This window comes from Paraburkholderia sp. Cy-641 (assembly GCF_011752945.1).
In the GTDB taxonomy this organism is placed as follows: domain Bacteria; phylum Pseudomonadota; class Gammaproteobacteria; order Burkholderiales; family Burkholderiaceae; genus Paraburkholderia.
The window spans coordinates 1-22,148 of the sequence record NZ_VWWM01000059.1; the positions used below are offsets into that span (position 1 = coordinate 1).

14 protein-coding genes and 1 pseudogene are annotated in these 22,148 nt (G+C 64.1%); 4 read left to right on the top strand and 11 right to left on the bottom strand.

Annotation, left to right across the window (positions count from 1 at the left end):
• Positions 1 to 137: 137 nt before the first annotated feature.
• Both F3J20_RS25665 and F3J20_RS25670 read right to left on the bottom strand, forming a co-directional pair.
• Positions 138 to 731 (bottom strand): annotated as a pseudogene (locus tag F3J20_RS25665) (RNA polymerase sigma factor); the annotation flags it as partial.
• A 342-nt stretch (positions 732 to 1,073) separates the two neighbouring features.
• On the bottom strand, positions 1,074 to 1,391 hold the full coding sequence (locus F3J20_RS25670; protein ID WP_167049412.1) for a YXWGXW repeat-containing protein: 318 nt from the start codon (positions 1,389 to 1,391) through the stop codon (positions 1,074 to 1,076).
• A gap of 157 nt (positions 1,392 to 1,548) precedes the next feature.
• Here F3J20_RS25670 and F3J20_RS25675 point away from each other — a divergent pair, with 157 nt between their 5' ends.
• A complete protein-coding gene (locus tag F3J20_RS25675) occupies positions 1,549 to 2,235 on the top strand; it encodes an HAD family phosphatase (protein ID WP_167049414.1) in 687 nt (228 codons plus the stop codon).
• Between the two features lie 389 nt (positions 2,236 to 2,624).
• On the opposite strand, the gene F3J20_RS25680 is transcribed toward F3J20_RS25675, so the two are convergent.
• The 9 genes from F3J20_RS25680 to F3J20_RS25720 all read right to left on the bottom strand — a co-directional run bounded on the left by F3J20_RS25680 (position 2,625) and on the right by F3J20_RS25720 (position 19,013).
• On the bottom strand, positions 2,625 to 3,017 hold the full coding sequence (locus F3J20_RS25680) for a carboxymuconolactone decarboxylase family protein (protein ID WP_167049416.1): 393 nt from the start codon (positions 3,015 to 3,017) through the stop codon (positions 2,625 to 2,627).
• A gap of 275 nt (positions 3,018 to 3,292) precedes the next feature.
• Positions 3,293 to 4,723, bottom strand: a complete 1,431-nt coding sequence (locus tag F3J20_RS25685) for a mannose-1-phosphate guanylyltransferase/mannose-6-phosphate isomerase (protein WP_167284977.1) — start codon at positions 4,721 to 4,723, stop codon at positions 3,293 to 3,295.
• A 73-nt stretch (positions 4,724 to 4,796) separates the two neighbouring features.
• Positions 4,797 to 5,504, bottom strand: a complete 708-nt coding sequence (locus tag F3J20_RS25690; RefSeq protein ID WP_167284979.1) for an N-acetyltransferase — start codon at positions 5,502 to 5,504, stop codon at positions 4,797 to 4,799.
• A gap of 27 nt (positions 5,505 to 5,531) precedes the next feature.
• Positions 5,532 to 6,869 (bottom strand): aminotransferase class I/II-fold pyridoxal phosphate-dependent enzyme, encoded by a 1,338-nt coding sequence (locus tag F3J20_RS25695; protein WP_167284980.1) that lies wholly within the window; start codon positions 6,867 to 6,869, stop codon positions 5,532 to 5,534.
• Between the two features lie 31 nt (positions 6,870 to 6,900).
• Positions 6,901 to 7,815 carry a UDP-3-O-acyl N-acetylglycosamine deacetylase gene (locus F3J20_RS25700; protein ID WP_167049422.1) on the bottom strand — a complete coding sequence of 305 codons (915 nt, stop codon included), beginning with the start codon at positions 7,813 to 7,815 and terminating at the stop codon, positions 6,901 to 6,903.
• Positions 7,815 to 15,494: a type I polyketide synthase gene (locus tag F3J20_RS25705; protein WP_167284988.1), complete on the bottom strand. Its 7,680-nt coding sequence runs from the start codon at positions 15,492 to 15,494 to the stop codon at positions 7,815 to 7,817. The genes F3J20_RS25700 and F3J20_RS25705 overlap by 1 nt, the downstream gene beginning before the upstream one ends.
• Positions 15,491 to 17,017, bottom strand: a complete 1,527-nt coding sequence (locus F3J20_RS25710; protein ID WP_205299375.1) for an LTA synthase family protein — start codon at positions 17,015 to 17,017, stop codon at positions 15,491 to 15,493. Before F3J20_RS25710 ends, F3J20_RS25705 begins: the two co-directional genes overlap by 4 nt.
• A gap of 9 nt (positions 17,018 to 17,026) precedes the next feature.
• A complete protein-coding gene (locus F3J20_RS25715; RefSeq protein ID WP_167284991.1) occupies positions 17,027 to 17,812 on the bottom strand; it encodes an SDR family NAD(P)-dependent oxidoreductase in 786 nt (261 codons plus the stop codon).
• The gene (locus F3J20_RS25720) at positions 17,805 to 19,013 is read right to left on the bottom strand and encodes a capsular biosynthesis protein (RefSeq protein WP_167284993.1); all 1,209 of its coding nucleotides are present in this window, start codon (positions 19,011 to 19,013) and stop codon (positions 17,805 to 17,807) included. Before F3J20_RS25720 ends, F3J20_RS25715 begins: the two co-directional genes overlap by 8 nt.
• Before the next feature lie 478 nt (positions 19,014 to 19,491).
• Between F3J20_RS25720 and F3J20_RS25725 the strand changes: the two genes are divergently transcribed.
• The 3 genes from F3J20_RS25725 to F3J20_RS25735 are packed head-to-tail and all read left to right on the top strand — an operon-like array spanning position 19,492 to position 22,111.
• Positions 19,492 to 20,658 (top strand): hypothetical protein, encoded by a 1,167-nt coding sequence (locus F3J20_RS25725; RefSeq protein WP_240162906.1) that lies wholly within the window; start codon positions 19,492 to 19,494, stop codon positions 20,656 to 20,658.
• 53 nt (positions 20,659 to 20,711) lie between these two features.
• A complete protein-coding gene (locus F3J20_RS25730; protein ID WP_167285017.1) occupies positions 20,712 to 21,461 on the top strand; it encodes an ABC transporter permease in 750 nt (249 codons plus the stop codon).
• Positions 21,458 to 22,111: an ABC transporter ATP-binding protein gene (locus F3J20_RS25735; RefSeq protein ID WP_167284995.1), complete on the top strand. Its 654-nt coding sequence runs from the start codon at positions 21,458 to 21,460 to the stop codon at positions 22,109 to 22,111. Before F3J20_RS25730 ends, F3J20_RS25735 begins: the two co-directional genes overlap by 4 nt.
• Positions 22,112 to 22,148 lie beyond the last annotated feature (37 nt).

Sequence of the window (22,148 nt, forward strand, 5' to 3'; positions counted from 1 at the left end):
GGCCGCCTGCGCGAGCGCGGCATCGGCCTCAACGCGATGCGAGCGCGCCCATGCCTGCGCCGCCGCGCGTTCGTGCGGCGGCCAGCGGCGCGCATCGGCGCCGTAGGCTTCGACGATCTGATGAAATCTTTCGGGTGTCATGACTTGTCCTTGCCAAGGCCACTGCCGCCGGCCAGTTGAGTGCGCAGATTGCGGCGCGCGCGGGCCAGCAGACTTTCCAGCGCATCGACGCTGACGCCCATCAGGGCGGCCGCGTCGAGGTTCGACATTTCCTGGTGGTAGGTCAGCACGAGCGCCTCGCGCTGGCGAGCCGGCAACGCGGCAAGCGCCGCGCGAACCCGCTCGCTCTCGGCTCGCGCCTCGAGCCGAGCCTCGGGCGGCGCGGCGGGATCGGCCATGTCGGGCAGTTCGTCGTTCGGGTCTTCGCGCCGGCCGCGCAGACGGTCGTAGCAGAGATTGAGCGCGACGCGATGCATCCACGTGTCGAATTTCGCTTCGCCCTCGCGCCAGCGCGCCGCCTGCTTCCAGATTCGCACGAACACCTCCTGCGCGACATCCTCCGCTTCCATGCGATCGCCGAGCATGCGCGTGGCGAGCGCAAGCAGCCGCGGCAGCTTGCGCGCGACGAGCGAGCGAACCGCGCCGGGCTCCTCGCGGCCGATCTGGGCGATCAGCTCGGCGTCGGGATCGGGTGGGGCTTCGCTCAAGGCGCGGCGCTCCAGCGCGACATGACGCGGGTTGGCACGGACCGTCTCACTGCATGAAGATCGTTCACTCGCCGCCGCTCCTTCGCTCGTTGCGCCGCGCCTTGTACTGCGCCTGGTACCACGCCTTGTACCGCTTCATGCGCCGCGTGCTGTTCCGTCAACCCGGTCAATATACGACGATCCCCGGCCGGTAATAAGCCGGCCGCGCCGGGTACACCACACAGCCGGCGAGCGAGACCGCCAGCACAATCATCACGAGTATTTTCATGGCAAACCTGCCTCAGTGACTGAATGAGGCTTCGCGTCGACAAACGCGCAGCACGTTATGGGAAGCGGTGACACAGCCGCAAGACTCAAGTCCAATGCTCAGGCCCAATGCCCCTCGACCCAGCGCCAGTTCGGACCACGCTGCACCCAATGCCCGGGCACCCAGTGATAGCCGACGCGAACCGGCCGCCAGTACCCCGGCGCCCACACGTAACGGCCGTACCGCCAGTGCCAGTGGCCCTGATCCCATACATAGCCCGCCCGCGGCGCGGGAACGACTTCGACGCGCGGTGGCGGCGGCGCCATCGGCGCGATGATGATTTCGGCGCTGGCGGGCGCGGCCGTCAGCGTGGCGGCACAGCACAACGCGGCGGCGAGCGTGGAGCCCAGTAGGCGGGCGATGCGATTCGAGGTCATGTCGGTTTCTCCCCAAAGGACCAGAAAGAGCCGGAGCCTGAAAACGGCGCCGTTTCTGCTTGAACGCGGTGGCGGGAGAAATCCGTCGCCCGATTCGCGGGAAATGGCCGGTACGGTATCCTTGCCGCTTCAGCGACTCTTTTCCCTACACTGCCCGATGGCCGATTTCCCCTTCGATGCCGTGCTCTTCGATTGCGACGGCGTGCTCGTCGACTCCGAACCCATCACGAACCGCGTGCTCACCGAGATGCTCGGCGAGCTTGGCTGGCACCTGAGCGTCGAAGAGACGATGCGCATTTTCGTCGGCAAGGCCGTCAAGGACGAAGCCCCGCTGATCGAGGCACGCACCGGCTTCGCGATCACCACCGACTGGCTCATGCAGTTCCGCGCGCGGCGCAACGCGGCACTCGACGACGAATTACAGGCGATCGCCGGCGCGGGCGCGGTGGTGCGTTCGCTACACGAAACGCTCGATGGACGCATTGCGGTCGCCTCGGGTGCGGACCGCGTCAAGGTCGAGTTGCAGCTCGCAAAGGCCGGCATGCTCGACTGCTTCGAAGGGCGCATCTTCAGCGGTCACGAGATGCCGCGCAGCAAGCCGTTTCCCGACGTGTATCTCGCGGCGGCCGCGGCGCTCGGCGTGGACCCGCAACGCTGCGCGGTGATCGAGGATACGGTGACGGGTGCGACTGCCGGAGTCGCGGCGGGTGCGACGGTGTTTGGTTACTGCCCGTCGCACCTGGCGCATAGCAGCGCAACCGCGTTGCATGGCGCGGGGGTCGTGCGGGTGTTCACGGATATGGCCGAGTTGCCCGGATTGCTGGCGGAGTGGGTCCGCGGGTGATCGGCTGGTTTGGTGGTTTGCTGATATGTTGAAGTGTTGGCGGTTCGACTCATGACGAGTCTCATCCCTGGCGACCTGTCGCGCTGCGACGAACCCGACCGCGCCGGCGCGCAAACCGTACGCGGCGGCAACGCATGCTTCAAACGCGCAGAGCCCAACTGGTGTCACAACGAGCCGCCGCCGATGCGCGTCCCGCCGCACGGGAACCCCTGCCCGCCAGGACATCCCGGCTGCGGGCCGGTCCGTACGCCGATTTGCTACCCACAGCCGGGGCACACCGTGCCATTGTGAGCGCCACTGCGAACACCGCGCGTAGTACTGGCGCGCGCAGCAACGCAATCGCTGCGGCCCGTCTCGCGTGAACCGGCCGCCGCGTGCGCTTCACACGCTTATTCGAAGGCCGGATCGATCGGCACACGATAGCCGACCGCGAGCCGATTGGTTTCGTTGGCCATGCCGACGATCGCGAGCAGTTCGCCGAACATCTCGTCGGTCATGCCTGCGCGACGCGCTGCCGCCGTGTGACTCGCGACGCAGTAGCCACAGTTATTGGTCACACTGACCGCGACGTACAACAGCTCCTTGACGAGCGGATCGAGCGTGCCGGGCGCCATGACCTCCTTCAGACTGTCCCACGTGCGCGCGAGCGTCGGCGGATGTTGAGCGATGTACTTCCAGAAGTTGTTCACGTCGTCGACCTGGCGCATCTGCTTGATGTCGTCGTAGACGGCTTTGACTTCAGGCGATGCGTCGGTGTAGTCGACCGGGTTGGACTGGGACATGCATTCTCCGGGAGATAGAGCGGGGGGCTGAGCGATGGATAAGCGTGCAGATTTTCTTTATCAGTATATCCATAACCCTGCCCTTCCTGATATGCCACGCTCACTTCATGAAGAAAGCATCAACGGCGTTTGCCTGCCGTGAAACTTCAGGCACGTCTACTGCCCGAAATCATTCACGCGTTTCGAAGCGCATGCGCACCGATTCCAATGCCATTGGCAGACGCGGCGAGCGTGGCTTGCGCCTCGGCAGTTCGACAAAGTTGGTTGGGCCGGCATCAAGCCTTTGCCACACGCCCGTAAGTATCTTCAAACCGTACGATATCGTCCTCGCCAAGATAAGCGCCCGACTGCACCTCGATCAGTTCGAGCGGAATCTTGCCGGGGTTCATCAGCCGGTGCGTGACGCCGAGCGGGATGTAGGTCGACTGGTTCTCGGTCAGGATGATTTCCTTGTCGCCATTCGTGACGAGCGCAGTACCCTTGACGACGATCCAATGTTCCGCGCGATGATGATGCATCTGCAGACTCAGTTGCGCCCCCGGGCTGACAATAATGCGCTTGACCTGGAAACGATCGCCGTTGTCGATGCCCTCATAGGAACCCCATGGCCGCACCACCCGGCGATGCGTGACCGACTCGTGGCGCCCCATCTCGTTCAGTTGCGCGACGATCTTCTTCACCTCCTGCGCCTTGTCGCGATGCGCCACCAGCACGGCATCCGCGGTCTCGACGATGACGATGTTCTCCAGACCGATCGCGGCCACCAGCCGATGCTCGGCGCGAATATACGAATTGCTCACTGAATCTGTCAGCACGTCGCCGATCAGTGCGTTGTTCTGCGCGTCAAGCGCGGCGATATCGGCCAGCGCGGTCCACGAACCGATATCGTTCCAGCCGAGGTCGGCAACCGCGACCACGGCCGCGCGGTCGGTCTTCTCCATCACGGCGTGGTCGACGGAAATATTCGGGCATGCCGCAAACGCGCCGGCATCCAGCCGCACGAAATCGCTATCCTGCTGCGCGGCCTGCAGCGAAAGCTCAGCCTGCCGCGCGATGTCGGGTTCATAGCGCCGCAGTTCTTCCAGATACGTGGACGCCTTCAGCATGAACATGCCGCTGTTCCAGTAATAGCGGCCATCGTCGATAAAACGCTGCGCGGTGGCAGCGTCGGGCTTTTCGACGAACGAGTCGACCGCGAACACCGCTGCGTCGTCGATCAGCGGCGCGCCGGCGCGAATGTAGCCATAGCCGGTATGCGGCTCGGTTGGCGTAATACCGAACGTAACGAGACGTCCGTCTTTCGCGATATGCGCCGCGGCTTCCGCCGCCTTGACGAAGGCCGCCTCACCGGCGATCACATGATCGGACGGTAGCACGAGCAGCAACGCGTCCGGCCCGTCACGCAGCGCGAGCAGCGCCGCGGCGGCAATCGCCGGCGCGGTATTGCGGCTCACGGGTTCGAGCACGATTGCCGACGAGGTCACGTCGACCTGACGCAATTGTTCGGCCACGAGAAAGCGTTGCTCGTTGTTCGTGACGACGATAGGCGTGACGATATCGGCAATGCCGCCCAATCGCAGTGCGGTTTGCTGAACCAGCGTATGCTCCCCGGTCAGCTTCAGATACTGCTTCGGATATCCCCCACGCGACATCGGCCACAGCCACGTGCCGCTGCCGCCGCAAAGAATCACTGGATGGATATGCATGATTTCATTCCTTGTATGTTTTCGTGAATCGACTGCATCGTAACGTCCGTGTCTGCCTCGCACGGGACCCTCATCAATCCTTGCCGGCCCACTCCAGCCGAACCGATTCCAGCTCACGTGGCAGGCGCTGCGAAACCGGAGCACGGCGCGGCAACTCGACAAAGCCGAGGCGCCGGTATAAATCGTAGGCGCGCGTATTGCTGACCAGCACGTCGAGCACGATCTGCCGCCGGCTTTCGCTGCTCGCGGCGCCACGTCCTTGCGCGGCCGTCGCCTCCGTGCGCATGGCATCGGCAAATAGCGCGCTGAACACCCCCGTACCACGCATCGGCTCGAACGTCGCGCAATGCGCGATCAGCGTTTGCGACGACTTCGGCGCCGGCAACTCGCTTTCCAGAACGAGCCCGCGCAACAGCATCCGGAGCGTGCGGCGCACGCCGAAAAACCGCAGCAGCATCAGTGCGGCATGCGGATCGTCGAGCCACGTGCCACGCCCATCATGCAGCGCCAGCACCGCGAGCGGCCGATCGTCCGAATGTACGGCCACACGATGACGCCGATGCGAAAAGCGTCCGGATTTCGACGCGAACGCAAAGGCCAGAAATGCGACGCACGTATCGGCCGGTTCGCCGAGAAAGAAGCTGAATTCGCGCACACCCGACGCGAAAATCAACGGCGCGCACGCTTTCGCGTCTTCCGCGCGCGCGGAGCGAAAGCGCAGCGAGACCGGTTCGTTGTCGCAAGGAAATGCACTCGCGCTTGCGGGTTCTACGGCGTACATGGTGAGATAAGTGTTGTTGTGGTGGCGTCAGCGAGGCAGACGTTTAAGTGCCGCAATGGTCCGGCTGATCTGCTCCGGCTCGTGCGTCGAGCAGATGAAAAATCGCAGACGCGCAGCTTTTTCCTCGACCGCCGGATAGAAAATCGGCTGCACGTTGATGCCGTCCGCGAACATCGCGTTGGCCCATTGCGCGGCTTTCAGCGTGCTGCCGGTAATGATCGGAATAACCGCATATCCCGCGCTCTTGCCGGTATCGAATCCCGCAGCGCGCGCTTCGTCGAGAAACTGCTGCCCGCGTGCGCGCAGTCGCGTCACCCGCTCGGGTTCCGCGGCCATGTATTCGAGTGCCGCGAGTGCCGCCGCCGCCAACGCGGGAGCGAGACCCACGCTGTACAGAAAGCCCGGCGCGAGATGCCGCAGGATGTCGATCAATGCCTGCGAACCGGCGATGAACCCGCCGCAGCCGGCCAGCGTCTTGCTCAGCGTGCCCATCCAGATGTCGACGTCGCCGCTTGCGACATCGCAATGCTCGCGCACGCCTTTGCCCCGCTCGCCCAGCACGCCGAGCGAATGCGCTTCATCGACCATCAGAAACGCCGCATGCCGGCGCTTGATATCGACGAACTGCGCGAGCTCGGGGATATCGCCATCCATGCTGTAGAGGCCCTCGATCGCGATCAGGACGCGCCTGTAATCGTGCCGCACGCGCGCGAGCAGCGCATCGAGCGCTTGCCAGTCGTTGTGCGGAAAGCTCAGTCGTTTCGCGCCGCTCAACTGCGCGCCCTGCACGATGCTGTTGTGCGCGAGAGAATCGTGCACGATCAGATCGCCCGGGCCGAACAGCGAGCCGATCACCGTCACGTTGGTTGCATGACCGCTGACGAACACGACACAGTCGTCGACCTCGTAAAACGTCGCGAGCGCGGCTTCCAGCTCGCGCTGCACCGGGCGCTCTCCCGCCACCATGCGACTTGCCGATGCCGACGTGCCATAGCGGTCGATCGCCTCTTTCGCGCGCTCGCAGACGCGCGGATCGCCGGCCATTCCGAGGTAGTTATAGTTCGCGTAGTTCAGATACTCGACCCCGCCGATCCGCGTCGTCGCCCCCGCCACGCCTTCGTGCACGCGGAAGAAAGGCGACTGCACCCGCAGCGTGTCGCCCATCTGGCGCAATATTTCGACCTGCTGATAACCAGGCATGCTTTCGAAGCGGCACAGTTCGGCGCGCGCGGCATCCCGCGCTGCGCCGGCACCTGCGGCCGGGAGCGGCACGCCCGGCGTATCCGCTTCTTTGGACACGCGTTCCAGTTGCCGCTTCAATGCCTTCGCGGCGAGTTGCTGACGAAGGTGATCGCCCAGTCCCATAGTGTTTCGCTCATCCCGTGTGCGAGCCCGTTCAGCTCGCGAATTCGGCCCATTCCCACGCATCGCAATCGGCGAGCAGCGCGGCAACGAGCCGGTAGTTCATTTCATGGCTTGGCCGCAGCGCGCGTACGCGGCCGAGCAACGGCGCACCGGCCATTGCCATGTCACCGACCAGATCGAGTACCCGGTGCCGGACGAATTCGTCGGGTACGCGCATGCCGCCCAGCACGCGATTGCCAACGATCGCCGCGGTACAGGACAACCGCGCGCCGCGCAGAATCGGCATGCCGCGCACGTAACCGGCGAGAATCGCGGGAATCGCCCATTTGACGCGCCCATACGAACGCGACGGCGCAATCTCGCCGGCAAAACTCGCCGGCGTTAGCGCTCCATCCCAGCGCAATTCGCCAAAGCCTTTCAGGTCATTGCGCACGGTCATTTCATAGGCGGACGCGGGTTCGACCGACAGGCTGCGTTCGTCGCGCGTGCCCGCGTCGTCCACGATTTCGACGGGACGCAGTACGCGAATGAAACGCTTCGCCTCAGGCAACTCGACGCGTCCGCACGCGCGAATGGCGTCGAGCCAGGGTTGCGCGCTGCCGTCGAGAATCGGCACTTCCTCGGCGTCCAGCTCGACCGTCGCGCGATCGATTTCACACGCCAGCAACGACGCGAGCAGGTGCTCGACCGTGCGCACGCGCACGCCCCCGGCCGACTCCAGCATCGTGCACAGCGGCTGAGCGCGCCGCCATGCCGGGCTCACTGCGAATTCGGCGAGCACCTTGCCCTGCTGCACGCGTCGAAACACGATGCTTCGTGGACTGTTCGACGTGCCAGGCAAAACGCGCACGTTCACGCGGCGGCCGGTGTGCAGCCCATGACCACTCAGCACGAGCTCGCGCGCGAGCGTTCCCTCCCGGTGGCTCCAGCCTGCGGGCGCGTGCATCAGAGCAGCTCCGGCACGGCGCTCTGCGCCGATAACGCATCGGCAACGTCGGCCAGCGCATGCGTGCCAACGTCGAGCGCATGCTGCGCGGCAACCGCCGCAACTTGCCCGGCCATCTGCGCCGCGCCGCTTCCCGGCTCGGCGGTCTCGCCGTGCGTCTGGATCGATTCGACGATCCGTTGCGCGAGCGAATGCACGGTCGCGCCTTCGGCCATCGTCATGATCGACAGCTTGACCTCGAAGCGCTCCTCGACCGCCATCCCGAGCTCCATGCCCATCAACGAATCCATGCCCATGTCGAGAATCGAGCGACCGGTTTCGATTTTTTCCGGCGACATGTGCAGGATTCGCGCAATCTGCGCCTGCAGCGTTTCCTCGACCAGACGCAACGCATCGGCGAGCGGCATACCCGCGATCTGTTCACGCATCTGCACGCTGCCCTGACGCGCCGGTTCATGGCTGCCGCGCGCGTGCAGTTCGGCATAGCGATGCGCACGCGCCGCCGGCATGCCCAGCGCGAGCGCCTGCCAGTCGAGCCGCACCACGGCCTCGCCCGCGGTCATGCCGACCAGCGCGCGTTCGAGTGCCGCGAGCGCTTCAGCCGACGTGATCGACACGCCGCCAATACGCGCCTGCAATGCTTCACGCGTCCCCGCATTGCGCGCGAGGAAACCGACGTCGTCGAGCGGCCCCCACGCCATGCAGGTCCCCGGCAAACCGGCTGCGCGACGCTGCGCGACCAGCGCTTCGAGGAAGCTGTTCGCCGCCACGTAACTCGATTGTCCCGGATTGCCGAGGAAGGTCGTCGCCGACGAATAGAGCACGAAGCAATCGAGTTTCATGCCGAGCGTCGCGCGATGCAGATTCCACGCGCCGGCAACCTTCGGCGCGAGCACCGCGGTAAAACGCTCATCGTCGAGATTGCGCACGAGACCATCGTCGATGACCATCGCCGAGTGCAGCACGCCTTTGAGCGGCGTGCCGCGTTGCGCGATATCCGCGAGCAACGCGTCGAGCGCGCCCACGTCGGTGACATCGCACGCCACCGTGCTCACTTCTGCGCCGGTCTGCGCCTGCCAGCTCGCGACTTCGCCGGCGAGTTCCGGCGCAAGGACGCCGGAGCGGCTTGCCAGCGTGAGATGACGCGCACCGCGCGACAGCATCCAGCGCGCCGTGGCGAAACCGAGCCCGCCCGTGCCGCCGACGATCAGATACGCGGCGGCCGGATCGAGTTGCAGCGCGAGCGCCTCTTCGATGGGCCGCGCGGGGCTCGGCGTACCAGCCGGATACGTGACGAGAATCTTGCCGATCTGCCGCGCCTGCTGCATGTGGCGGAAGGCCTCTTCAACGCGCTCGGCCGCAAATGCGCGATAGGGCAGCGGATACAGCGTGCCGTCCGCGAACAGCCGCATCACGTCGTCGAACAGACGCGCGGTGAGTTCCGGCAGCGCACTCATCAACTGGTCGGCATCGATGCCGAAATAGCTGATGTTGTTGCGGAACGGCCTGAGCCCGATGCGGCTGTTTTCATAGAAATCACGCTTGCCGAGTTCAAGGAAACGGCCAAACGGACGCAGCGTGTCGATACTGCGCACCATCGCTTCCCCGGCCAGCGAATTGAGCACGATGTCGACGCCCGCGCCTTGCGTGCGCTCGTGGATTTCGTCGGCAAACGCGAGGCTGCGCGAGTCGAGCACGTGGTCCGCGCCGAGCAGACGCACGAACTCACGCTTCTCGCGGCTGCCCGCCGTGGCAAACACCTCCGCGCCCAGATGCTTCGCGAGCTGTATCGCCGCGATCCCCACGCCGCCCGCGGCCCCATGCACGAGCACCCGCTCGCCACGCCGCAAACGCGCCAGCTCGCACAAGGCGTAGTACGCGGTGAAGAATGTGGTCGGCACCGTCGCCGCCTCTTCGAACGTGAGACGCACAGGCTTGTGCGCGATCGCCTCCGCTTTCGTGTACACACGGCTCGCGAACGACGCGGGTGCAAAGCCGAGCACGGCATCGCCCGCCGCGAAGTTCTGCACGCGAGCGCCAACCCGCGTGACACGCCCGGACAGTTCCATGCCGATCGTCGCGCCCGCGAAGCCGTTTTCGACCGCTTCGTCCGAGAGCAGACCCATCGCGTACATCACGTCGCGGAAATTCAGACCCGTTGCGACCGGCTCGATTTCCACTTCATCCGCCGCGAGTTCGCGAGGCGGCAGCACGAACCATTCGAGATTGCGCAACGAACCCGGCGACGCGAAACCCAGCACCGCCGCTTCGTTGCGTGCGCGCAGCGGTTCGGCTGCCGTGCCGCGCAACGCCGCGTTCGCCGCCGGCAACATCCGCGTCACGTAACGGCCATGCGCCGTCAGCAGCACTTCTTCCTCGCCGTCGGACATCAGCAATTCGCGCGCAAGCAGAGCAGCTGCGTCGCCCTTCGCCGGGGATACGTCGATCAGGCGGCACGCCAGTTCGGGATGTTCGTTGGCCAGCACGCGGCCGAGCCCCCACAGCGCGGCCTGCTCGGGACGCAACGCTGCGGCATCGGTGAATGGCGCCGCGACGGGCGCACCGCCGCGCGTGATGATCCAGAGTTGCGGCCGGATCACGTCCGACACCGCGGCCAGATCGCGCACGAGCCGAGCGAGCGCAAGCGTGGTCTGCTGCTGCGCGCGCATGACTTCGGCGCCGTCGGCCGCGGCGGACAACGGCTCGTCCGGCGCGATGAACACGACGTGACACGCGGCACCCATCGGCGTCGCCAGTTTGCTGATATCGTGATGCACCGCTTGCAGCGTGGCGCTCGACGCGGTGTGACCGGCCGCTTGCAGCGCCGCGGCCAAGGTATCAGCGACGGCGTTCGGCGTTGCGCACAGCAGCGACCAATGCGTGGGCAATGGGCGGACCTGGCTCGCCTCGACCGCATCCGCAACCGCCAGCGGCGCGCGCGCGACCAGCAGTGTGGGCGCCCCCTCGAGATCGAGCCCGAGCTCCGCATATCGCGCGACCTGTTCGAAGCCCGCGTCCTTGAATAGCTGCGTCAGCGCCTGCGGCGACAGCCATGCCGCGCGCCGCGCGTGAGCGAGCGCGGCGTGCGCGTCGAGGTCGAAGACGATATCGGCGAAACGGCTGTTGCGCGGCTCCGCGACGATGACCAGGGCGCCCGGAGCCAGCCAGCCGCGCAACGCGGCCAGCAACGCACGCGGCTCGCTCTGCTCGGCCAGCACATGGCTTGCCACGACGACGTCGTAGCGTTCGCTTGCGTCCACGCCCGAAAGCTGCGGTGTCGCGCCGAACTCGACGGTTGCGATACGCAGCGACGGATGCTCGCCGGCATCGAAGCCGCTCAACTGCTCACGCGTACCCGCGATCGTATAGTCGCAACGCGAAGCGGGCATGTGCACCGCAAGCGGTTGCAACACGTCGCTCAGCGGCGAATCGAGTTCGAGCACACGCAGGCGGCGCGGCTCGCTCCAGCCTTCGATCAGCCGATGCAGGCATGCGCCGGTCAGCGCGTTTACATGCGCCCATGTCGGCGACGCCTCGAAGAAATGCTCGACGAGGCTGCTGCGCGCAGACGGCAGAATCTGCGCCCCGCTCACCTCGCCGCGTAACACCGCGGACAACGCCGCACCGCAGTGTGCGAGCAGCGTCAGCTCCGCGACGTGCGTGGGCGACTGCGCCAGCATGTCCCGCCACAACTCGTCGATGCCGGGCAGGTTCGCGCAGGCCTCGTCGTCGCGTACGAGACGCGTGCCGTCGTATCGCGCGAGCCCGTCTTCGACGGCGATCTGCGCGAGTCGGGCCAGCAATACGGGGTTCGCGCAGTCGGGCAGCGCCGGCTGTTCGAACACGTTCAACGCATCGAGTGCGCGCAATGCGTACGCGCCCGCGAGCACGTCGAGCAACGGCAGCATCTCCGTCAAATGCAGGTGTCGGCGCGCTTCGTCCTCTCGCTCGGCGAGAGCCGTGGTCGCGTCCGCGAGCAATGCGGCCGGCCTGGGCAAGGTGTGCGCGTCGACATCGCCGGCGAGCGGTTTGGCTTCGACGATATACGTGTAGTGTCCGGGCGCCTGCTGACGCCGGCCCATCAAATCGACGCGGCGGAACCGGCACGCACTCAGACGCGCGACGATCACGCCTTGCGCATCGGCCAATTCGAACGACGCGACGACCGAATGCGGACTGCGCCGCTCGATGCGCGCAAGCACGTAGTGGACAGCATCGCCGCGCAGATAGTCGATGCGGCCCATTTGCACCGGAACATAGGCCGCCTGCCCGGCCTCGCCCTGCTCCGAGGCGAGCAGGGCGAATAGTGGATGAAACCCGCTGTCCATCAGCGCCGGATGCAGCGCATACGCATTGGCGGCCTCGGCAGATTGTGCGAGCACGGCCGGCATTTCCACTTCGGCGAGTGCGATAGCGGCGTTCGCATCGACATGCACCGCGCGCACCCAGCGGAACGCGGGTCCATAGCTCAGGCCGATCGCGGCGGTGTTCGCATACAACGCGTCACCGGACATTGCCGGCCGCGCCAGCAGATCGATCATCGCGGTGCAAGGCAAAGTGTGCGCCGTGCCGTTTCCATCACGCCCGCTACCCGCGCCCAGCGCGCAACCGCTGGCGAGCAGACGCCCCGTGACGTTCAGTGACCACGCCTCGTCGGACATGCGATCGCGCGTTTCGATCGTGAAGCCCGCAGTGCGCACGTCGACGGTGAAGCGAAACAGCTTCGCATGCTGCGGCTGAAATACGACCGGCAGACGGATTTCAATATTTTCGACCGCACAGCTCGTCGTGCCGAAATGCACGCGCGCGGCAGCCAGCGCCATCTCCACGTAGCCCGCGCCGGGAAACGCCGCGCCGCCGTCGACCACGTGATCGGCAAGCATCGGCAGGCTCGCGGGATCGAGCTGGTTTTCCCATGCGAGCGCATGTTCACGCAGACGATAACCGAGCAGCGGATGTTCGCGGCGCCGGTTGACGAGGTTATAAGCCTCGGCGGTCGGGCCAAGCCAATGGCGCTCGTGCTGCCAGGGATAGGACGGCAGACGCACACGTTTGCCTGATGGAGCGAAACAGTCGACGCTTACGTGTACGCCGTTTGCGACCATGGCGTAGATCGCGTTATGCAGCATCTTTGCGTCGTCGTGCTGGCGCTTGAGCGTCGGCAGCGAGCGACCGGCGATGCGCGCCTCGTCGAGCGTTTGCGTCACGTAAGTGCGCAGAATCGAATGCGGGCCGATTTCGAGGAACAGGCGCACACCCTTTTCGGCAATTCGCGCGATAGCCTCGCCGAAACGCACCGGCTCGCGGATATTGCGCCACCAGTAACGCGCGTCCAGCTCGCTACCCGCGAGCTCGCCCCCCGTCACCGTCGAGACGAAGCTGCGCGTGGCGGCATTCGGCGCGAGGTCCGCAAGGCCCGTGAGCACGTCCGATTCGATCGGGTCCATCTGTCGGCTGTGGAACGCGTAGTCGAGATCGAGCATCTGGAAGAAACGGCCGCCCGCTTTCACCGCGGCGTCGAGCGTTTGCAGCGCATCGAGCGGGCCGGCAAGCGTCACCGCCTGCGGGCTATTGACGCCGGCGATTTCCACCGTCGTGTCCAGCCCCGCCTGCTCGATCAGCGTACGCATCGCCGCTTCGCCGAGACCCGCGGCCGCCATTCTGCCGGCGCCACGCGTGCTCGCCTGCGCGCGACTGCGAATCCGGATCACGTGCACGGCCTGCTCCAGCGTCAACGCCCCCGCCGCCCACGCCGCCGCGACTTCGCCGACGCTATGGCCGACGCACACGTCATACACCACACCGCGCGCGTCGAGCACGCGCACCACGCCGACCTGAATCGCGAACAGCAGCGGCTGCGCATGCTCGGTGGCGGCAAGACATTCGACGCCCACACCTTCGCGCAACACGTCGAGCAACGAAGGGCTGCCGTCAGCGCGCCAGAGTGCGTCGAGTTCCTCGAGCGCGGCGGCGAATACGGGCTCCTGGTCGAGCAACTGCTTGCCCATGCCGGCCCACTGCGAACCGTTGCCGGAAAACACGAGCGCGAGGCGGCCGTCGTCGCCAGGTGCTTCACCGCGCACGAGCACCGCTTCCGTGTGCTCCGATGCCGCCTCGGTCAGCGCGGCGAGCGCCGCCCGAGCTTCAGCGTCTGTCGACGGCGCGACGATCGCGCGGTGCTTGAGCCATTGACGCCGGTGCGCGGCGTTGGCTGCCAGCAGATTCCACGGCGTGCCGTTATCGAGCGCGCTCAGATAGCGAGCTGCGAGTTGCGGCAACGCGGCCGCGGCGCGCGTCGACAGAATGAGCGGCAGCGGCGTTCCGCCGGCTTCGTCGGCCTCGTCGGCTTCCGCTTTGATTGCAGCCGCGGGGGGCGCGGCAGGCGCTTCGCGCAGCACGACATGCGCGTTCGTGCCGCCGAAACCGAACGAGTTGACGCCGACCACGAGCGGCTCGGCGGCCCCATCGGGCGATTCGAGCGACGTCAAACGATCGACCACGCGCAACCGGCCGCCGACGAAATCGATCGCCGGATTGGGGGTTTCGAAATGCAGCGTTTTCGGCACCGCGCGATGTTTCAGGCACAGGATCGCCTTGATCAAACCCGCCATGCCCGAAGCGGTTTCAAGGTGCCCGACATTGGTTTTCACGGAACCGATCAGCAGCGGCCGATCGGCCGGCCGCCCCGCCGACGCGACCTCCATCAACGCACGCGCCTCGATCGGATCGCCGACCGCGGTGCCGGTGCCGTGCGCCTCGACATAAGCGAGCGAACGCGGATCGACGCCGGCGCGCTGGTAGACCATGCGCAGCAGCGCCGCCTGGGTCACCGCGCCCGGCACGCTGATGCCGCCCTGCGAATAGCCATCCGAGTTCACGCCCGTACCGGCAATCACCGCGTGGATCGTATCGCCGTCGGCCAGGGCGCGCTCCAGCGTCTTCAGCATGACGAGCGCGCCGCCTTCCGAGCGGACATAACCGTCGCCCGTGGCGTCGAACGCGCGGCAGCGGCCACGCGGCGACAGCATCGAGGCCTTCGAGAACGTCACGAAACCGAACGGATGCAGCAGCAGATTGACACCGCCCGCGAGCGCCACGTCGGCGTCGCCCGCCTGCAGCGCCTGACACGCCTGGTGCAGCGCGACCAGCGACGACGAGCAGGCGGTGTCGACCGACACGCTCGGCCCGCGCAGATCGAACAGATACGACAGACGGTTCGACGCGATGCTGAGCGTGTTGCCCGTTGCCGAATAAGGATCAATTGCGTTCAGATCGTCGACGAAACGGTTGCCGTAGTCCGGACTCGCGACGCCGACATACACCGCGCAGTTGCTGCCTTCCATCTCGCGCGGACGCACGCCCGCATCCTCGAAGGTTTCCCAGGCGAGTTCGAGCAGCAGACGTTGCTGCGGGTCCATCTGCTGCGCTTCACGCGGTGAAATACCGAAGAACGACGCATCGAAACCGGCGACGTCGTCGAGTACGCCGGCGGAAAACGTATAGCTCTTGCCCGCCTCGCGCTTCGACGGATGCCGGTAAAACTCCGTGCCGAAACGGTCGGCCGGCACTTGCGTGACCGCGTCTTTTTCATCGCGCAGCAATGCCCAGAAATCTTCCGGACTTTGTACATGGCCTGGGAAGCGGCAGGCCATCCCCACAATCGCAATCTGTTTCTTCATCGTTCTTCTGTCGTGTGCAGGCTACGCGCTGGTGTCTCGCCCGGTATCGCCGGCGCAAGCGCCTTGACGAGCGCGACACCGAGTTGCCCCGCGCTCAGATCTTCCCGGGTCGCCGACGCATCGCCGTAGTTGCGCCAGATAAAGTAGTCGCTGCAAGCCGGCTCCTTGCCGAGCGCCGCATAGACATGCGAAAGCGCCGGCACGTGATCGCCGTAAAAACACAGCACCGTCTCGCGGCGCCGCGCGCGCAGCGCGGCGAGCAGGCGGCCCAGCATCGCGTCGGCGTTGGCGAGGTGGCGCAGATAAGCGGTCAGATCGCGCCACTGCGCAGCGTCGCCAAGCGAGTGAAAGGCCGTGCTTTCGCCCGCCTGCACTGTTTCCAGATGCAGCGGGCCGTGGTTTTCCATCGTCATCGAAAAGATGAACGCGGGGTCGGCACGTGTTTCGTCGAGTGCGTCGATGATCGCGCCGGCAACCGCCATGTCGGCAACATAAGGGCCCGCGCGCGGCGCGTCGGCGAATGCCTCGATGTCGACGAACCGGTCGATCTGAAGATGCCTGAACGCCCGCGCGCGGCCGAAGAAATCCGCGTAATACGGGTGAATCGCCAGGGTTTGGTAGCCGCCACGCTTGAACCATGACGCAAGCGACATGCTCGCGCGCCGCACGAACGCATACGGATAGAAGCGCGCGTAGCCGAGCCGGTCCTGATCGGCGCCCGTCAGCACCGCGAATTCCGTGCGCATCGTATTCGCGCCCCACGCGGGCACCGTGAGTTCACCGTGCTGCACCGACTCGCGACGCGCCGTATCGAAGTTGCGCAGGATCGATGGATCGATGGCCAGGGACAGACGCCGCGCGTCGAAAAAGGACTCGCTCTGGATCAGGATGACGTCGGGCGCCGTCATCGGCATGCCCTTGGCGAACGGGCCTGCGGCGAGCGCGGCGCGCAATTGTCGTGCGGTGGCCGGCCTCATGCCGTTCAGCAGATACGCGATTAAAACCGCGAAAAATCCGTGGCGTCGCTGATCGTCGGCGGCATGCAGCGTAAGCGGCAAACGCGCGGCGCACGCGTAAGCGGCGGACAGGCACGCGCCGGCGGCAAGCAGCAGCGCGCCCGTGGGCCGATGCGGCAGTGGTGCGTCCGCCAGAAACGCCGCGACCACCACGACGGCGCCGAGCACGATTGCCGCAACGGTACCGGCGCTCAGAAACGGCAGATAAAGACGCGGATGAGCGAAAAGCTGGCTGAAAAGGCTCAGATCGGTAAACACGAAAGGCTCGCGCAGCGACGTGTATTTCGCGTTGCTGACGCCCGCCAGCAGCGCCACCAAGGCGATCGCAACGAAGGCTGCAAAGCGCACGCGCCCGGTAAGCAGCACGAGACATGTGCAGATGAATCCGATCGCCGCGACGTGCAGCGCGAACGCGAGCGGCAAGCGGCGCAACGACGCGCGCGGCTTCGCAAGCGCTTCAGGCAGAAGCGCGACGCCGGCCGCGGCAGCGAAGTCGAGCGCGAGCATCGCGTTCACTCAATGCTCCTCGCGCGGCAGATACGACAGGCCACCGAGAATCGCGTCGGCGAGCGCTGCGGGCAGCAACGGCAAGAGCCGCATGCCGAATGCGAGCAGGCCCGGAAACGCGATTTCCGTGCGACCTGCCGCCAGTTTGTGCTGGATGTGCCGGGCTGCTTTGTCGGCGGACCAGAGGAACGGCTTGTCGCCGGGGAACACGTCGCTCATTGCGGTCTTCACGAAGCCTGGCAGAACGATCGACATGCGAATGCCGTCTCGCGACAGCAGCGGACGGACCGAATCGCCGTAGGCCTTGAGCGCCGCTTTGCTCGCGCAATAGGCCGGAGAAATCGCCATGCCGCGCAACGCGGCGAGCGAGCTGATCAACGCGATCTGGCCGTGTTTGCGCGCACGCATGCGGGCGATGACCGGCAGTGCTGCGTGCATCGTGCCGTAGAAGTTGGTGTCGACGATCGCCGCCGTGCGCTCCAGATCTTCCCAGTCGGCCGGCGATGCAAGCGTGCTGGCAGCGCCGGCGTTGGCGATGAGCAGGTCGATCGGGTGTGCGTCGTCGAATCGATGCAGCCAGCTTTGCATGGCGTGGGCATCGCGCACGTCTATCAGGCCGGTCTGCACTTGCGCGCCTTTTGCGCGGCAGGCTTGCGCCGACGCTTCAAGGCGCTCGGCGTCGCGCCCGACGAGGCCCAGCACGACGCCCGGCGCGGCATAAGCCAACGCGAGCGCGCAGCCGAGACCGGCACTCGCGCCGGTGATCACGATCTGGCGCGGCGCGGCTTTATGCATGCTCGGTGGCCTCCAGGCGTTGCACCGCGCCGGCTACGGCCATCGCGATGCCGGTCTTCGTATAGAAGTCGCCGTTGATCTGCGTGTGATGCACGACGTAGTCGAGAAAGGCCTGGTACAAGTTCATGTCCGGTTGCTCGGCGTCGCGCCAAAAATCGTCGAGCGAACCTTGCCAGGTCAGGCCGGGCATGTTGTAGATGGCCGTGCCCAGCGCCATCAACGGACGGCGGTGATGCAGCGCCGACAGACCCACCGTGCTGTTCACCACGACCACGCCGCGCGCATTGTCGAGCAGCGTCGGCAGATGGCCGGCGTCGATGAAACGCAGGCGCTCGGCAATGCCGAGGTCGCGTGCGAGTTTCAGCGCGTGACTGCGGTGGTCGATCAGGCCGGTATCGAGCGGATGATTCTTGATGACAAGGCAGGTGTCCGCCGGCGCGTACGTCGCGAACGACGTCAGGACTTTGCTGATGGCTTGGCGCACACCCTCGAATGGCGAGTGCACGACGATCTGCGCATCCGAATTCAGTTGCAGCGGAAAGATGTAGTACCGCTGCTTCGCGTCGAGCAGTTCCCGGGTAACCTGATCGGAGACTTTGTGATGCTGACGCTGACGCAATGCGCGCGCCGCGAGGCCCGCGTATTCGAAGAAGCCGTTTCTCGGACGATGGCTGCGGTAGTGCGGAAAGCGCGGCGCGAACAGCGCGTTGGCCGCCCGGTAGCGGATGTCGTGGAATGCGCGTTCGAAGAGGTTGTAGCCAGTATGTCGTCCCGCTGGGCTAGGCGGCGTGAAACGGCGTTGCGCCAGGTACCAGGCGGGATCGCGCGGTAATTGCGAGCGGCCGTTGACGCCGTACTGTTCCAATGTCAGCCAGTGCGGGCGGACGTAGCCTTCTTCGAATACGTGGACACGCAGGCCGTGAGTTTCGGCGATCGGGTGGATCGGGCGATGAATCTCGCGGCAGTCACCAAACATTATTACGTCGGTGAAATTTCCTGCTTTCAACTGTGCGTCGTACCAGTCTTTTAATTCACTTGCCTGTCCAGCAAAATTCCAGACGTCGCCAATACCAGCGTACGTGAGATCGCCGCCACAGAAATTGACCCGGCGTAACGCGTGTCCGCGCTCACGCAATGCGACGGCAAGACGGCTAAAGAACGGCGAGGCCGTGCCTTGCAGGGCGAGAAAGGAGCGATACATGAAAGGACGTCGAATACGCCCGAGCTTGCCCGTTAGGGCGCGTCAACCAATGCGCCCTCCTCTGGTGGCCTCGGAATTGTTTGAATTAGTTAAGGCTGATTTGAAACAAGATCGGGAGAATACAACACCTAGCCTCAAAATTCGCAACCCCAACGAATTTTTTTGCAAAAAGTGTTGGGGGAATAAAAAACACGATAGCGCGCCATATACCTGCTGGCTATAATTGCACGCCCGTGCCGGTTCGCCTGTCGCTGGTGAAGCCATAGAGTTGCCTACACCGTGAGTCAGGCTGTTCGCCATCTGCGGCCCATGGGACGACAAGAACGTGGCGAAGGCGTGGGCACGCAGGACAGCATCGGCCTATGCAAAACGTTTGCGCCAACCTGGCAACACAACTTGCAAGGCATTTTCGCTCTTCCGCAGCGACTCGTAACCGCGACCGCAAGGAAGTGCAAGACCACTCAGTCTGGACGAGAAGTTGGACACTGTATCTAGCTCACGCAATACGGCGGCCGTGCCGCTTACGGGGAAAACGGGATTCATCGAACGCATCAGGAGAGTTAACCGGCTTTTCCTACTGACCGTGGTGGTGCCTACCACCGTTGCCGTTGGCTACTTTGGGTTGATTGCGTCGGACGTTTACGTTTCCGAATCGCGGTTCGTCGTGCGCAGCCCGCAACGCCAAACGTCCCAGTCGGGGCTGGTCGGTGCTCTGCTGCAAGGCACGGGATTTTCGCGCGCGACCGACGACACTTATCCCGTCATTGACTATATTCAGTCCCGCGACGCATTGAGTCTTCTGAATCGCGATGACTATATTCAGAAAGTATTTGGTCGTCATAACGGTGACATATTTACGCGCTTTCCCGGAATTGATCGCGACCGCAGCTTCGAATCTCTCTGGAAGTATTATCAGAAACGCGTCGTTGAAGTCGACTTCGATTCCACTTCGTCGATTACCACACTGAAGGTCCATGCATTTAGTGCGGAGGACGCACAACGGATCAATGCTGAACTGCTTTCGATGAGCGAGCAGTTAATCAACAGGATGAACGAACGCGCAGCCGACGACGCCGTGCAATTCGCTCAGCGCGAGGTAGATCAGGCAGCCGCCAAAGCGAAAGACGCGGCACTGGCACTCGCCAGTTACCGTAACAACCATACGGTGTTCGACCCGGACAAGGAATCCGCCCAACAGCTGATTCAACTAAGTGGACTGCACCAGCAGCTGTATGCGGCGCAAAACCAACTCACGGTTCTCGAAGCGATCGCGCCGGCTAATCCACAGATTGGCGCGCTCAAGGCAAATATTACCAGCCTGCAACGGCAGATCAGCGACGCCGAAAGCGGTGTAGTTGGAGGAAAGGGTTCTCTGTCGGACAAAGCATCGAGTTACGCCCGACTGCAACTCGACGTGCAGTTCGCGGACAAGCAACTCGCATCCACGATGACGGCGCTCGAAACCGCACGCGCCGAAGCTCAGCGCAAACAACTATATCTCGAGCGACTCGTCGAGCCGAATGATCCTGATATTGCAATCGAACCGCATCGCTTGAAGGACATTCTCGAAGTGTTCGCTCTAGGCATGATTGTCTGGGGTATCCTGACGCTGCTCGTCGCTGGGCTGCATGAGCATAAGGACTAGAAGTGCACGCGGGTTCAACATCGACGTCGTTGAAGCGTTCCTTCAACATTCAGATGCGGGTCATCGGCGCATTGTTGATGCGCGAGGTGATTACCCGTTATGGTCGCCACAATATCGGCTTTCTGTGGTTATTCTTCGAACCGATGCTGTTCACCCTCGGCATTACGACGCTCTGGGTACTCAGCAAGGCAACTCATGGCTCGAACCTGCCCATTACGACATTCTCGCTCACCGGGTATTCGTCAATCCTGCTTTGGCGCAATTGTAGTAATCGCATCGTCAAGGCAATCGAGGTGAATCATAGTCTGATGTATCACCGCAACGTTCGCGTAATCGACGTCTTTTCAGCTCGGATTCTGCTCGAAATCGCCGGCGCGACTTCGTCGTTCATTACGTTGACCATCCTTTTCAGCATCATTGGGTTGATGAAACCGCCAGTCGACATTTTGACCGTGATTATCGCGTGGGTACTACTCGCGTGGTTTGCGTATGCACTGAGTCTGATTGTCGGTGCTGCGTCCGAGCGCTCGGAAATCGTCGAGCGTGTGTGGCATATCTTTACTTACCTGATGTTCCCTCTTTCCGGTGCAGCCTATATGGTCGACTGGTTGCCCAAATCGACGCAGCAAATGGCGCTTTGGATTCCGATGGTGCACGGAACCGAGATGATCCGCCATGGCTTTTTCGGTTCGGCGGTCCACACCTATGAAGATCCTTACTATCTGGCGCTCGTCAATCTCGTGATGACGCTTTTTGGTCTCGCTCTTGTCAGAGAAACTGGCCGCAGAGTGGAGCCGGAATGATCGCGCTGGAAAACGTCACCAAGGTCTACCACACCCGTCAGGGCGCGCGGACCGTTCTCAATAATGTCAATTTGACGGTGGCAAAGGGAGAGAAAATCGGTATTCTCGGGCGCAACGGCGCCGGCAAATCGACGATGATCCGACTGATCAGCGGCGCAGAACTGCCGACCAGCGGACGGGTGCATCGCGGCATTAGCATTTCCTGGCCTCTTGCCTTCGGTGGGGCGTTCCAGGGAAGCCTGAGCGGCCTCGATAATATTCGCTTTATCTGCCGTGTGTATGGTGCGCCGATTCCTCCGGCCATCGAATTCGTTCAACATTTTTCCGAGCTGGGCGCCTATCTGCGCGAACCGGTCAAGAAGTACTCCTCGGGGATGCGTGCGCGGCTCGCATTCGCTATTTCGATGGCGGTGGAATTCGATTGTTTTCTGATCGATGAGATCGTCGCCGTCGGCGACGGCCGGTTCCACGAAAAATGCCACATCGAACTGTTCGAGAAACGCAAAGACCGTGCCATGATCATCGTGTCGCACAGCCCGGAATACATCCGGAATCATTGTCAGCGAGCAGCAGTTCTGCACAACGGAACACTGAACGTTTTCGAAGAAGTCGAGAATGCTTTCGCGTTTTATCAGGATAACGAGCGATAGCGTCACAGGCAGTATCGAGCAACCCGGAGAGAGACGT